The following is a 15,565-nucleotide window of genomic DNA, read 5'->3' on the forward strand; positions in this document are numbered from 1 at the left end:
GTGTAATTCTAACTTTATTGAGCATTTTTAGTGAGAATGTTGTGTTTAGTGATTTAATGTTAATTTAGTTAGGTTAATTATAATCGGAGGGTTAAGTATGAATTATTATAAAATTAGATTTATATTAATATATTTGATTGTAGCAGAAGTAATTTCTTGTTTTTTAGCGTATAGGTATCATCTAAACGAAGAATTGATTGGTATGTATTTAATGATTTTACCAAGTACCAGTATTGTATTGTTAAAATACTCAAGTAAGAATGAAAAATTATTAGTTTATGATTATATTATATATGCTTATTTTATGATCTTTAATATATGCATTATTGCTTGTCTTTTTATGAAATATTATGGAGTAAATTCACAAAAATTTATCAATGAATTCTTAATTAATTTAGGGGGTATTGCCAGCATAGGAATATTAATAAACTCATTTATTAATAATAATGAAAAAGATTATAAATTAGATATTTTTAAAAATTTACGTAAATGTATGTACTACTTATTTTGTTTTTTATTCATATTAATGATTTTAATAATTTTATTAAGATTAAATTATTATGATGCTTTAAAAATGATAGTTGTTGGTTTTTTCTCCATAGTAAGTGTAAATATACTTTTTTTAGGAGAAGAATACTGTTGGAGAGGATACCTACAGGAAATGTTGCAACAAAAGTTTGGAAAAAGATGTGGCATTGTAATACTTAGTCTTATTTGGGAAACCTGGCATATTCCACTATGGTACTCATATTATAAAGTTGATTTTATTGGTAATATATTTCGCTATTTTTATGTATTAGCATTATCTATTATTATAGGATATGTATATATGAAAACAAAAAATTTGTGGATATGTGCAATGATGCATCTTATGAATAATTCTATAGCAAGTGCCATAGGGGGAATTGAAGTAAATAAAGAAACTTTATTTGCTACATCTAATTTAGGTTTCTTAATAATAATTTTAACTACTATTAGTATTGTTATTTTAACAATGAAAGAATTTAGAGATACATAAAAAATTTTTATGATTATAGATTATATTAATAGTCTTGCAATAATCAATAATGGAGGCTAACTATATGAAGTCAAGTGAAAAACGATAAGATTTTATAAGTTTTTTAACAAATAAAAAATTGCATGATAAATAAAGCAATGCAAGTTGCTTCCATGAAGAATATTTTGAATGTTGAGGGTGACTCGATAAAATCAATTTGACAGTTGAAACTATAGTCTTTTCCTCACTTTGTTCGTTAAAATTATAGTTCCTTTTGCATACGCTATTCGTAAAAGTTTTTACTTAAAACTTAAACGACTACCGCAGTAGTGGTTATCAAATAGTCTTCGCCATGCTCATTCTTGGGACAACTTTACTTGCATGTACAGTAGTTTCTACAGCACTTTGTTTCTTGAAACAATAATGTACAACACAAAATCACGATTTTTGAGTCACTCCTACTTTTTAAATAAATTCTTACACTTTTACTTTTTGTTTATTATCTTCTCCATTTTTTATTTCATCTTTGATCACTCTCTAAGACATCTTGTAACTCTTTTTCTATTTTTATAAAGTTACTATTCTATCACACATTTTAGCTAGTTCTTTATCGTGAGTAACTATCACTACCGTTTTTCCATTTTTTTGCATATTTTTTAAAATGTCAAACACAATATTTCTATTTTCTTCATCTAATGAACCCGTCGGTTCATCAGCTAAAATTATATTATTATCTTGTAGCATAACTCTCGCTAATGAAACTCTCTGTTGTTCACCACCACTCAAAGTAAAAATTTTCGATTTTAATTTGTCTTCTAATCCCACTTTTTTTAAAACTTCTTTTATAACATGTTCTTTACTTGACTTATACTTTTTAAATTTAAGTGCAATAACCAAATTTTGAAAAACTGTCCACTCATCAACCAAAGCAAAATTTTGAAAAAGCCAAGATATATTATTTCTATATAGTTCTACTTTATTTTTTTTGTTTATTTCTATATCATTTATTGTTATATTTCCACTGTCACATTCTTCTAATCCGCCTATCATGTTTATTAATGTCGTCTTTCCACTACCACTTGCTCCTGTTATTGCTATTAACTCTCCAGTAGAAATTATTAGATTAAAATTTTCAAATATATTTTTTTCATCAAATTTTTTAGTAATATTTTCGATCTTTATCATAACAACACCCCCTTAATCATGTTTAATTTTATTAAGCTTATCTTCGTTCAAACGTAACAATACTAATATAAATATATAATTAATCAATACAATTAAAAATTGATAAATATGAAATTGCTTAAATGTTAACAAATATCCAACTGTCGCTAGCATTACAATACCTGTATTTAAAAGAAGAAAATCATAATGCTTTTGCAAAAATTTATACCCTAAAACATGATAAACAAATAATTGTTTTTTCTTATCTTCTAAATACGAAACCACCATAAACAATATCATATTAAAATAAACAACAATCAATATTGAAAAGGTTATGACGTACAACAATCTATCCGCTTTTATCTTCTCAATATCTTTTTGAATTATTTTATAAACATTAACTGTACTTCTTATATTCTTATCTAAATCATATTCTAATAGTTTAGGAAAAAATTCTTTATAGCCGTTGTTAGTTTTTTCATTTAAAAAAACTTGGCTACCTGAATACAATGAAAATAACTGTAAACTTTTTGTATTTTTTAATAAATTTTCTTTCGTTAGTACCAAAAACGCTGGACTGTCAATTTCATCTAGTCTATATTTACCCACGTATGGAGCCACAACAAAAATATTTTGTTTCTCATAATAAATTTTGTTTATTTTTACTTCTCCTTTATAGCCAAATACCGACTTATAAAAATCTATATAATACTTTTTAATATCATCAGAATTTATTTCTCCTTTTGGTAAAATTATATTTAAAGTACTTTTGTCATTTTTCAACTTATTCACATCTAGTAATGTAGTATTCATTTTTTTAAAATAAGTATCATTAACCGTTATAACAGGTTTTTTATCAAAACTAGATAACTCATTTTGAAAATCATAATATGCTGGAGTAAAATAAATATTAGGGTAAAAAAATGCTATATCTTCATAATTTTTTTCAGTAAAATTAAATAGTTTTTCTTCTATTTTTTCAAAATCACTAGTCCCCGCTCCAGCTCCACTTGATAAAATAACTGTTGACCAATTGTTCAAAACACTGTACTTTTCAAGAGAATTAACTTTATTATTATAATTATATTGTTCACTTATAATATTTTTCATAAAGAACAATAACACAACTGTAAAAATAAAAATAGCACTATAATTGAAAATTTTTATACTACGTGTATTTCTTTTTCCTTTAATCATATTTTTTATATCTACATAATAAATAAAAAATAAAAATATTATGTAGATAACTAATACCACTACAGAAAAAAGCAAGAACATTACAGTAGAAAAAATAACAAGATCTAATACTCTAGCTCCCGATTTTATTATTATATCATACCCCAGTACAAGTAAAATATATCCAACATACACTATAAATACCGTTTTCAATTTTTCTTTAAATAATTTAAAAATTATCTGTGAGTTATTTAATCCTACAATCTTCAAAATAGCTATTTCTTTAAATCTTAAAAAAATCTCATATATAGAGACAAAGATGAATGTAAATATAAAAACTATAACAGAAAAAATTCCAGGTTTAAATATTGATTTTGAATTCAAATTATCTAAAATACCCATAAAATCAATTTTTTCATACTCGTTATACTCTATATTCAATTTTTCTAATTCATTTTTTACATTATTAAAATTTTCTTTATTCGTTTCAAAATAATATAACCCTGCTATACCTTCATTATGAGAGTTTGAAAGATTTCTTACAGTAATCTTTGCATTATTAAAGTTTTTAAGGTCTGTTTCTTTTAAACTAATATTTTCGAGATTAATATTTTCATTTTTTATGCGTAAAGTTTTTATAAATTTTTCTTTGTCTCCTACGGATACATATATATCCCTATTGTACTCTGATACAATATCCTCATTAGTTATCTGTCTATATATATTAATCTTATTATTTTTAGCAAACTGCTCTAAGTCTTTTAACACAGATTCAGAACTATTAGTAGAGTGAACATCTTTAATTGTAACCATTAAATTAGTAGTATTATTAAGATACACACTTTCATACTCTTCTTTCATTGAAAAAAAGAATATACTTAATATTAAAATAAAAAGTGTACCTATAAAAAATAATATACTCCATATTTTTTTCATCTTATTCCTCCTTTAAAAAAGGATAAATATTATTTAAAATATTATCTACTTAATACTTATCTTAAATAAATTTATCCTTAACTTCTTATGCTACATTATAATAAGCTCTTGATTTACATACCATTTTGTTGACATTGATGCAAAAGCCCAGTATCCTGGAGGTCTCCAACCACTGTATTCTTTACAAAATAACACCATATGTTATATAATATAATTTTATAATTTAATTGTCAATAATTTCTACTTGATTATAACATAACTTGTATAATATTATAACAATCACAAGATAAAAAGAAAGAAGAGTAAGTCCCGTATAATGAAATAACCAACAAATCTAGAAAGGAATTTACTTCTATGAAATTAATTATCAAAAAATATAAAAAACACGGCTATTTTAAATACAAGATATTATAACAGTTAAAACCTATAGAAATGAGCATTCTATAGATTTTATTTGTAGCATTATAAAACCTCTAAAGTTTCTTTTATTGATAAACCATACAAATCTTTAACACCTCGCACTTTCTAAGAATTATCTTGGATTAAACATCTTATTAACCGCACCTTTAATATTCCATGATTGAATCATTCACTAAGCTTTTAATAAGGGGTATTTATTCTTTTATTTAGGACACTTAAAATATAATTAGGTTTTAAAGAAAGATATAAAATATTTAATTTTCTTTAAACTTGAAATTTACTGATTCTCTTATTCTTCCTCTATAGCAATTTAAAACTTTGATTTTACATAGAAAATATCTCGTCTTACAATACCCTACCTAATCGTAAAAAATAATATTGCTATTTTATTTTTTAATTCAAATGTACATTTAGTCATAAAAATACCGACCTCCTAAAAGTTAGTTTTTTGTCTAACTTTTTGAGATCGGTGCAAAATTTAATTTCATTAAGACTTTTTATGTCTCCATGGTGTATCGTAAGCAAACCACTTATTCGCACTATGATCTGCTAATCTTGTAAACGGCATCATTTCTATCCCTTTTTCTTTTAATTTATCTTCAAGATAGTCACGTACCATCCATACATTTCCTGGATACGGTTGCTCCATATTCAATACGGCGTGAAGTTCATCTTTGGATATTTGAAGATCTTTTAATACGACTTCTTCAGCTTCCCCCAGTCGTTTATAATTCTCTTTAAGTTCTTTTCTTGTTTTAATTGTTTGTATTGGTGTCAGCATTTAATCTCCTCCTATCAAAAATATCTTCATTCAGCTTTTTCTCATTATTTTATTAAAGTTATAAATTAAATATTAACACTGCTTCAAAACCAACTATTATGATGTAAATAGTTAGTAACGAAAATAATACAGAAGTCACTGAATTTTTTAGTTTGCCAACTTCTTATTGATAATATAGTTAAAAAATAATCTATACTAATAACATAAAAGTACACTTTCACTGCCTACAGTGAATCTTCATTCATTTTAATCGGTTAAATCTTTATCATCTTGTATTTTCAGTAGTTTTTGAAGATATTTTAATAGCAGCTTTCTTTCCCTAGACGACAAATTCTCCGTCAGCATATTTTCTATTCTATCTCCAACTCCTACCAACTCTAATTTCATATCTTTCGCTTTTTCTGTAAGCGATATAACCTTGCTTCTTGCATCTTTTGGATTACTAACCTTAAAAACAAATCCTTTTTTTTCAAGATTATCTAGCAATCCTAGAGCTGTTGGATGCGTAATAGCACATTTTTTCTCAATATCTACCACTCTTGATAATTTTGGCTGTTGAGAATACAAAAACTTAAGTACCCTATACTGTGATGGTGTAAGGTCATATTCTAGTAACACTGGATTAGAGACTTTATCGAACTCTAGTGATGCTATTTTAACTAAAACTGCAATACTATTAATATTCATTACTACCTCCTATATTATCTTTTGTTTTTCGTAGCTTACTACTTTATTGTATGTAGGAAACTACTTTTTGTCAAGTTTTTTTCTAATATTATAACGAAGCTTCAAAGTAACTCAGTTACAACTAGTTAATATCTTGTATCACTTTCATATTGCTAATAGGTACTTATAATTTTGTATTTTCTTAAAATATATTGTAATTGCTCGTCAGTAATTTTCTCTTTTATATAATCAATATCTTCTGCCTCAAAATAATTTAAAACACGTCGTATACTAACGTATCCAGACTTTGCTACCACTATGTGATCTAGCATTTCTATACCTATTACTTCTCCGACTTCCATAAGATTAAGCGTGGTTTTAATATCTTCAAATGATGGTGTTGGATCAGAACTTGGATGATTATGAACACAAACTACACTTGCTGCACTATTCTTTATCGCATTCTTGAAAACTTCTCGTGGATGTACAATCGACATCGCCAAACTTCCCTTAAACACTTCACGTTTTTGCAAAATTTTTCCTTTAGTATCAATATCCAATACTATAAAAATTTCCTGACTTAAATTTTCCAAAGATGATTTTAAATATTTTGCAATAACTTCTGGGCTATTGCATTTTACATCAGGAATATTAGTTGAATATATTCTTCTGGCAAACTCTATATTTGCTAATATGTGAATTGCCTTTTCTTCCCCAATTCCTTTGTGTTTTATAAGTTCATTAAAAGTAGTTTCTTTAAGATTAGTAATCCCTCCTACATCCGCCAAAATATCTGCTGCAAGCTCAAGCACATTTTGATTTTTACTACCCGTTCTCAGTAAGATTGCCAAAATTTCCTTATCACTAAGAGAAAATGCCCCATATTTTCTAAATTTCTCTCTAGGTCGTTCATCTAAATCAAATTCTTTAATAGTATATCCCTTTACCATAATAAACTCTCCTTTAATAAAATAACTGTTATGTACCCTAGCGTTATAAATGGTACAAGAGGAATTTTAGTTCCTTTTTTTACTCTCTTTAAAATTACTAAAAATATAGCAAAAAATCCTGCGTATAAAAAAGTGAAAATCAATAAATAAATTCCTTCATATATATTTAAATTCAGTGCTAAAACACAAAAAACTTTTATATCTCCATAACCTAGTCCCCCCTTTGTGCCAAAATAAATGCCATGGAAAATAAAAATAAGAATCAGGAAATCTTGAACTCTGAAAAATCCAAAATTCAACAACAATAGTAATATATTTAATAGAAGAAAAATAATAAATAGTGGTTCTAAAACTTCCAAAAATCTACAATCCTCAATCGAAATAAAAATCAAAAAAATAATAATTAAAATATGAATAAATGATAAAAAAATAAAATAATCTTGAAAAATAAAATATAAAATAACAATAGTACCAGCTAGTACTTCATATAAAAATACATCTAATGGAATTTTTTCGTTACAATAGGTACATTTTCCCTTTTTAACTAGAAAACTAAAAATAGGTATTAAATCGCATGCTCGAAGTTTTCTTTTGCAATTCCCACAACAACTTCTTCTAATTAAAAAACTTTTTTTATTCTCACTATCAATAAAACATTTGGTAAAACTTGAAAAAATAAGTACAATAACTAAAACAAAAAAATTTAAAATATAACTTTCCATAATACTTTCCCCTTAAAATTCTATTCTTTAAAATAAAAATTTATAATCTTTCACCCTTAATAATTTCAATATTATTTTATCATATACAGAAGTTATTTTCTAGCTATCTTTTAATAAATATGGAATATTTATTTAATATTATTAGTATTAAAAGCTTTAATTGTTTAATATCTGTTTTAAAAGATTATGTTACTTTTTCCTACTTAATTTTCAAATAAAAAAGAAGTAGGGTTTATCACTTCTTCTCTTTATTTTCTCATAGTTAAATTTGCTAATTTTTTTCACTTTTAATTTTTTTATGTTGATACATATTAGCATTTAGAAAAAAGAACTTAAAGACTTTTTTTATCCATTCTTTTACGTATATATTTCTTTACTAGCTTCAAATATGTTTCTTTATATCGTTTTTCTAGTGTTCTTCACTTTTTTACTTCCACACTAAAGAATCTCTATACTTAATGTTCTAATCATTTTTAAAATTAAAAAGACAACTTCAGAAAGAGTTGTCTTTTTATTAATATCTAATAGCTATTTTACTGGTAATACAGCACCATTCCATTTTTCTAAAATGAATTTTTGAGTATCTTCCGATTTTAGTGCTTCAAGAATTTTCTTAACAACAATTTTATCTTTATCACCTTCACGTACTGCCAGGATATTTCCATAAGGATTGTCATCAGTTGCTTTTTCTACTAAAATTGGATCTTTAGCTGCATTTAGTCCATTGTCTACTGCAAAGTTTGCATTAATTGATACTAAATCACCTTCGCCATTTTCATAAAATTTAGTCATTAAAGCTGGATCATTTTCGTAACTAAATTTTAAATTTTTAGGATTTTCTGCAATATCATCAAAAGTAGCATTAACCGGGTCTACCCCATCTTTTACTTTTACTAATCCTTCTGAAGCTAATAATTTAATAACTCGACCCCATTCAGCTTTATTATTACTTACTAATACTTGTGCACCATCTGCTAAATCTTTTACATCTTTAACTTTTTTTGAGTACAATCCAATTGGCTCTAAATGAACCGCTCCTGCGTCCTCAATTTTATAACTATTTTCTTTAATGGCATTTTTTAAGAATGGAACATGTTGGAAATAGTTGATATCTATTTCTTTATCATTCAATGTTTTATTTGGAACATAATAATCTTGATAAGTTATAATATCTAGTTTAATTCCTTGTTTTTCAAGTTGAGGTTTTACATGCTCTAATAATACTGCATGCGGTACATTAGATGCTCCAACTTTTACTGTTACAGGATTATTCGGATCTAAACTATCGACCTCAATTCCTTTTTTTTCACTTTTTGACGCTCCAGAGCATCCAATAAGTACAAATCCAAGTACAAAGCTTGTTACTAGTAATAATAGTTTTTTCATTTTATAGTTCTCCTTTTTTATTATAATTTTTTAGTGAGTTTTAGCAAAATAAAAACGCCCCTACTCTCCTAAAGAGAATAAGGGCGAAACTAATTTCACGGTACCACCTTACTTTTTCGTAAACTACGAACTTAACTCACTACAAATGAATATGTATCTAGAATATATTCAAAGATAGTGTGCGTCTGTAACGTAACGCTAACGAAAAAAGCTCATTTATAAACTCACCTTTTTTACCATTCAAACCATTTTCCTATATTATCTACAATGTGTGCTTTCACCTAATCACACTCTCTATAAAAGTTCCAATATAGTACTTATTTGAATATCGGTAATTTTTAACTTGTGTACATATTATCATTTATTTTTTTTAATGTCAATACCTTTTTTAAAATATTTTTAATTCTTTTTTTACTGATTAACTTTCTTTTGCTAATTTTTCTAAATAAAATCAATATGCCCGTTAGAACTTTTTTCTATTCTCACACACTACATAATTGAGAATTTTTATTTTAAATTATTTTCCTCTAACCAATTATTTATAATTCCCACTGTCACATCCCTAAATTTGGGTGCTTCGTACATATGATCAGAACCTTGAATTATTTCTAATTTTGAATTTTTATATCTTTTCGCAGTTGCCTTTGCTATATTGGGTGAAACCATTTTATCATCAGTTCCTGTAATTACTAAAACTGGGGCTACAACTTGTTTAAAATCAACATACGCTCCTTTTTGTTTATCTAAAAATGGCATAGCCATTTGAAAATAAACAAATCCTGACTCAGGAACAAGTTTTGAAAATTCTATTTCTTTATCTTTAGGATCTTGATTATTCATGCAATAATCACAAAAAGCGTGTTTATAAGGGGGCATAGGTTTTTTCCAAAATCCCCAACGCAAAAAATGTTTATAGAAACAGACAACCATACTTGGGTAAAATGCAAAAATACCAGCTGCTGGTGCTGTCCCCATCAGAATCACTCCAGATACTTTAGTTTTCACAGCAGCAAGTTGTGCAATTAACCCTCCTAATGAGTGCCCTAAGATTAATGGTGGCTCATCAAAAGTTTCGACTAATTCTACTATGTCATTTGTATAGTCAGCTAAACTTACTTTTCCTACTTTTTCCTCCACTTCTTTATATGGTAAATCATGATAACGAAGCGATGGTGTATGTACTCTAAGTCCCAATTCTTCTAATTTTGTTTTAAACTCTCCCCATACATTTCCATCACACCACGTTCCATGAATTAAAACTATATCCTTCACCATTCTCCTCCTTTTAAATTTTCTTATTAAAAATTATACCTTTTAAAAAACTTAGAATCAAATAAAAAATAAATTTTTTTTTAATAACTCTTTATAAACTAAAAATAATTGATAGTGATTATTACTTATCTCTTTATTTTTTATTATTTTTGTACTATAATATTATATAGTAAACATGATACCTATGTGTTGTGTGATTATGGAAAATAAATTTAAAATAAGGAGATATTAAAGATGAAAAAAAATAATTTATTGAAGATTCTTTCTGCTGCGGCAATTGTTTCTACACTATCAGTAATAGAAACTGGGGCTACAGCTCAAAATAATTCAACTTATGCTGCTAATGAAATCGCCTCTAAAATAGTAGAAGTACCAGCTACTCTTATGCACGCTTATGAACCAGGACGTAAGTCAATGGGGAATGCTGCACTTTCAAAAGTAACTGTTCAAAAAATTGGTGCTCAATATAAATATACTGTAATTTGGAAAGAACTTTCTTTTTTAGGTCAAAAAGATGGTGTTTCTAAGTTTTGGGTAGAAGGAAGTGAGGTTACACTTAAGCCTATTTCTGGTGAAGGTAATCCAAAAATGGCAGAATTTACTCTTTCTGAATTAAAATCTACAATTAAAGTAGAAGTTTTTGTTCAAACTATGGAAAATATTATGCCTGGTGGCGGACGTCAACCAGCTATTTTACAATTAGACACTACTGTTGCTAAAGCTGAGTTTGATAAACCTGCCGAAAAACCAAAAAATGAAAACCCAGTTAAACCTGGAAACTCTGAAAAACCAAAAAATGAAGATTCTACTAAACCTGGAAATTCTGAAAAACCAAAAAATGAAAATCAGACAAATCCAACTAAACCTGGGTCACAAGTACAACCTAGTACTCCTGGAACAGGACATGATTCAAATACTGGTAAACCTCAAAATGATAATGGACAAACTCAACAAACTGCAAGCACGGTAACTTATTTTGACGGAGTAACTGCTCAACTTATGCATGCAAATCAACCAGGTCGTAAATCAATGGGGGATGCAGCTTTAAATGGTGTTACTATTTACAAACAAGGAGATACTTACCACTATGTAGTTTATTTCAAAGATATTAAAGTTGGTACTTTGACTGATGGAATTAAAAGGTTCTGGGTTAATGGTGTAGAATACCCAGTTGTCCCTACTGGTGGAGCTAATAACCAAGTACGTGTTCACTTCACTAGTAAACAAAAATTAACTCAAGTCCCAGTTTCGGTATTTGTTCAAGTTATGGAAAATATTATGCCTGGTGGTGGAAAACAAAATGCTATTTTAACATTTAATTGGAATAATGCAAAAGAAAGACAAGGAGTTGCTCCTAGTGGTCTTAACAGTAATCCGCGTCAACTTCCTAACACTGGATTAGACACATCTTCTACTATTTTTGCTGGGACAATAACATTACTTGGGGCTGCACTTCTTGGAAGAAGAAAGCAAAAATAATAAGTTGTAACAATTAAATATAAAATAACTATGAGGTTGATAGTAACCCGCTACTTTTATCAGCGTTCAAAATTTTATTATCAACTTTTTAAAAAGCGGGATTAGAGGTGTTAGTTCTCTGTTCCCGCTTTTAACTATTTAACTATTAAATTTAGAAAGTGAGAATTTTTTACTATGAAAAAAACATTAAAATTTATGTGTATAGTATTAACTATTCTAGTTTTAATTTTTTCTTCCATTAATGTAAAGAGTGAGAACTCTATCAAAGCTACTGATGAAAAAGTTTATAATGTTCCTATTGAACTTTGGCATTCTGAAAATAGTGGTAAACTTTCTATGGGAAATAAAGCTTTATCCCCTACTGCTACTGTCACTGAACATTCTAATGGAACATCTAGTATTACTGTTAAATTTATTCCAATGGATTTTAGTAATATGCACGGACATTTATTATCACTTAGTGTTTACTCTGCTCCAATATTTTCAGGTTCACTAAATGCAGCCACTGTTACTAGTACTTATAATGATACTAATTTGGATGGTGGTACAAGTACCTATCCCAGTACTTTGAATTTTAATTATAATGCTATAAAACCTGATAAGATTGGTGTTCGTGTCTCTGTTGATGCAATGAATCAAATTATGGGTGGGGATGCCTCACAGAATGCTATTATAAAATTCAAATGGGATGCTGCTACTATGGTTTCTAGCTCTAAAGATGAAAATAATAAAAGTGAAGAAAGAAAAGATAGCGAAAAAAACTCTGACGAAAATAAAAATAATGAGAAAACAAAATCTGAAAATAAAGATGAGAACAAAGTTCCAGAAGGTTTTATCATGAAAAAATTAGAAGACTACTTTAAAGATAGCAACAATAAAACAAAAAATGTTGGTATTTATAATCTTGATATAACTGGTTCTTATCTTAATCCTTTGACTGGTATTACTGCGGATGGTGGAACTAAAAATGCTGCAATTGGTGAAGGCATGGTTCAAGGGGTTATCTCTCCTATTAATGATGGCGGTGATTTAAACTCTGCACTTAACAATCAGAAAAATAGCGGAGAAAAACGCTGGTCAAAAGCAATGCTACAAAGAACAAAAGATGGAAAGTTATATGCAACTATACGTATTCATCTTATGAACTGGGTAGAACGTAGTAACGAGCAAGGTCCATTTATAAAAGTTTTACAAAAAGATGGAGAATTTAAACAAGTTATAGCTACGGAAACAAAAGTAAATATTGAGCAATACAAAGATAGTTACGTTGACTATCGATTTGAAGTTCCAAATGAAAATTTTTTAGCAATGGTACAAATGTATGTAAAACCTATGAATCGCCCTGTAAGATATTTTGTTGAAGTTAATACAGATACAATTAAACAAGGAAATGATGGTCTTGATATGGATGTTTTAAAAGAAAAAAATTACCTTCCTTACTACATATGTGGTGGAATCTTCATTCTAGCTTTAGTTGGTGGTGCTACCACCCTACAAAGAAAGAAAAAAGTAGTTAAAGAAAAAAATTCAGATGAAAATAAAGAGTAGGAGATTTTTATGAAGAATAAATTTAAAATACTGTTTACTGTTTTTACCATATTACTTATGATTCTTAGTGGTTGCTCTAACTCTAACAAAGCAGGAAATACAACCGGAACAGATGCTACCCAAGCAGATAAAGCTTTCAATGAAACTATTGATCTTACTGGTGTAAATAAGGATAAAAAATCTGAAGAAGAAAATGGAAGACGCATAGTTATGGATTCTGTTGCATTAAGCCAAGTTGCAGATAAACTTGATTTAAAACTTGCTGGAATTCCTACTACACGTCTTGGTAAGATGCCTGAACGTTATAACAACACTATTCAAATAGGATTACCTATGAATCCAAATATGGAAGTTTTAAAATCTATTAAACCTTCCATGGTTTATGCTCCAGACAGTTTACAAGATTGGATTAAAGAAGGATTTGAAAAAAATAATATTCCATATAAGTTCGTTGATATTCGTAGTGTTGATGGTTTGTACAAAGTTACTGAAGATTTAGCTACCGAATTTGGAAAACTTTCTATTTATGAGAATTTAAAAAATGAACGAGAAGAATTCTTTAAAAAATATAACAAGAAAATTGAAGGAAAAAAGAAACCAAAAGTATTAATTTTGATGGGACTTCCTGGGAGTTACCTAGCGGCAGGCGAAAAGTCTTATGTTGGTAATTTAGTAAAATTAGCTGGTGGTGAAAATATTATAAAGAATTCCGAAGAATTTTCTCAACTAAATTTGGAAACTGCTCTAAATGAACAGCCAGATTTTATTCTAAGAACTGCTCATGCTATGCCTGATGTTGTTATGGAAATGTTTAAAAAAGAATTTGAAACAAATAAAAGTTGGAGCCATTTTAGTGCAGTAAAAAATAATAAAGTTATAGATCTTGATAGTAAGATTTTTGGAATGACAGCTGGCTATGATTATCAAACTGCATTAAATTCGTTGTTTGATACATTCTATAAATAAAAATAATTTGGAGTGGGATGAAACTAAAAAAATTTAATTTTTTACTTCTCCCACACTTATATTTTAATACATTGTATTATTGCCTAAAAAGATTACTATAAAATTTATTTTGAAAGGAGGAACACAATGTTTAAAGAAAAAAAATTACTTTCATTTAGTCTTATTATTTTTTTGCTACTTTCTACAATCTTTATTTCAGCTAATAGCGGTAGTATAAAAATGAGCATTTCTGAACTTATTGTTGGTATTTTTACAAAAGAATACACTAATGTTAATGCTATTATTGATGTTAGGTTTCCTAGAATAGCCATAACTATTTTAGTTGGTGCAGCTCTAGGAATCAGCGGCTTGCTTCTTCAAACGGTATTAAAAAATCCTCTAGTAGACCCTAGTATCATTGGAGTTTCTAGTGGTGCTAATTTGTTTTTATATCTTGGAATTGGTTTATTCCCTAATTTATTAATTTTCAAATCCGTATTTTCTATTATAGGTGGAATGTGTGGATTTCTTATAATTTACATGTTGGCAGGTAAGACAAAAAATAATATAAAAATTATACTTATTGGGATTGCCATAAGTTATTTCTTCAGTGGAATCCTTAGTTCTTTGGAATATATCAATCAATCTAGTTCTACGACTTCTGTTGCATTCAAAACTTCTGCTCTTGGAACCAAAAATTGGGATGATGTAAAGCTACTATTACTTTGGATTCCTTTACTACTTATAATAAGTTTCTTATTAGCAAAACTTTGCAACATTTTCTCACTGGATGATAATATTATTTCTTCATTAGGAATTAATATAAATAAAATGAGACTTCTTATATCATTTGTTGCTGTTGCTTTAGCATCAGTAGCTACCAGTGTTGCTGGAGTTTTAGTCTTCCTTGCATTAATTACTCCGCATATTGCTAAAATTATTATTGGACGAAATCATTTATATACGATTCCATTTTCTGGACTCTTAGGAGCATTCATATTATTACTTTTTGATACACTAGGAAGAATTCTATTTAATCCGATAGAAATACCTGCAGACATTATTATGATGATTATTGGCGGACCTGCTTTTATTATTCTTGTAAAAAGGGGAGTTAATTAGT

General features: G+C 27.8%; 13 protein-coding genes. 5 read left to right on the forward strand and 8 right to left on the reverse strand.

Annotated elements, in window-relative coordinates:
* Positions 1-97: 97 nt before the first annotated feature.
* Positions 98-1,018, forward strand: a complete 921-nt coding sequence (locus H612_RS0104140) for a CPBP family intramembrane glutamic endopeptidase (protein ID WP_027130307.1) — start codon at positions 98-100, stop codon at positions 1,016-1,018.
* 546 nt (positions 1,019-1,564) lie between these two features.
* On the opposite strand, the gene H612_RS0104145 is transcribed toward H612_RS0104140, so the two are convergent.
* The 8 genes from H612_RS0104145 to H612_RS0104180 all read right to left on the reverse strand — a co-directional run bounded on the left by H612_RS0104145 (position 1,565) and on the right by H612_RS0104180 (position 10,473).
* Positions 1,565-2,182, reverse strand: coding sequence for a putative bacteriocin export ABC transporter (locus H612_RS0104145; RefSeq protein ID WP_027130308.1), 618 nt, complete (start codon positions 2,180-2,182; stop codon positions 1,565-1,567).
* Positions 2,183-2,194: 12 nt separating this feature from the next.
* Positions 2,195-4,273 (reverse strand): DUF1430 domain-containing protein, encoded by a 2,079-nt coding sequence (locus tag H612_RS0104150; RefSeq protein WP_027130309.1) that lies wholly within the window; start codon positions 4,271-4,273, stop codon positions 2,195-2,197.
* A 907-nt stretch (positions 4,274-5,180) separates the two neighbouring features.
* On the reverse strand, positions 5,181-5,474 hold the full coding sequence (locus H612_RS0104155) for a DUF2316 family protein (protein ID WP_027130310.1): 294 nt from the start codon (positions 5,472-5,474) through the stop codon (positions 5,181-5,183).
* Positions 5,475-5,720: 246 nt separating this feature from the next.
* The gene (locus H612_RS0104160) at positions 5,721-6,161 is read right to left on the reverse strand and encodes a MarR family winged helix-turn-helix transcriptional regulator (protein WP_027130311.1); all 441 of its coding nucleotides are present in this window, start codon (positions 6,159-6,161) and stop codon (positions 5,721-5,723) included.
* 152 nt (positions 6,162-6,313) lie between these two features.
* Entirely contained in the window at positions 6,314-7,090 is a 777-nt protein-coding gene (radC, locus tag H612_RS09105; RefSeq protein WP_027130312.1) for a RadC family protein, read from the reverse strand.
* Positions 7,084-7,812, reverse strand: coding sequence for a prepilin peptidase (locus tag H612_RS0104170; protein ID WP_027130313.1), 729 nt, complete (start codon positions 7,810-7,812; stop codon positions 7,084-7,086). Before H612_RS0104170 ends, radC begins: the two co-directional genes overlap by 7 nt.
* Before the next feature lie 528 nt (positions 7,813-8,340).
* Positions 8,341-9,198, reverse strand: coding sequence for a MetQ/NlpA family ABC transporter substrate-binding protein (locus H612_RS0104175; protein WP_027130314.1), 858 nt, complete (start codon positions 9,196-9,198; stop codon positions 8,341-8,343).
* A gap of 507 nt (positions 9,199-9,705) precedes the next feature.
* Complete coding sequence (locus tag H612_RS0104180; RefSeq protein ID WP_035500301.1) at positions 9,706-10,473, reverse strand: alpha/beta fold hydrolase; 768 nt, start codon at positions 10,471-10,473, stop codon at positions 9,706-9,708.
* A 231-nt stretch (positions 10,474-10,704) separates the two neighbouring features.
* Between H612_RS0104180 and H612_RS09110 the strand changes: the two genes are divergently transcribed.
* The 4 genes from H612_RS09110 to H612_RS0104200 all read left to right on the forward strand — a co-directional run bounded on the left by H612_RS09110 (position 10,705) and on the right by H612_RS0104200 (position 15,564).
* Positions 10,705-11,949, forward strand: coding sequence for an LPXTG cell wall anchor domain-containing protein (locus H612_RS09110; RefSeq protein WP_051210138.1), 1,245 nt, complete (start codon positions 10,705-10,707; stop codon positions 11,947-11,949).
* 174 nt (positions 11,950-12,123) lie between these two features.
* Positions 12,124-13,497: a heme-binding Shp domain-containing protein gene (locus H612_RS09115; RefSeq protein WP_051210140.1), complete on the forward strand. Its 1,374-nt coding sequence runs from the start codon at positions 12,124-12,126 to the stop codon at positions 13,495-13,497.
* A gap of 9 nt (positions 13,498-13,506) precedes the next feature.
* Complete coding sequence (gene isdE, locus H612_RS0104195) at positions 13,507-14,463, forward strand: heme ABC transporter substrate-binding protein IsdE (protein ID WP_027130316.1); 957 nt, start codon at positions 13,507-13,509, stop codon at positions 14,461-14,463.
* A 126-nt stretch (positions 14,464-14,589) separates the two neighbouring features.
* Entirely contained in the window at positions 14,590-15,564 is a 975-nt protein-coding gene (locus tag H612_RS0104200) for a FecCD family ABC transporter permease (protein WP_027130317.1), read from the forward strand.
* Position 15,565 lies beyond the last annotated feature (1 nt).

Source organism: Gemella cuniculi DSM 15828 (assembly GCF_000425665.1).
Taxonomy (GTDB): Bacteria; Bacillota; Bacilli; order Staphylococcales; family Gemellaceae; genus Gemella; species Gemella cuniculi.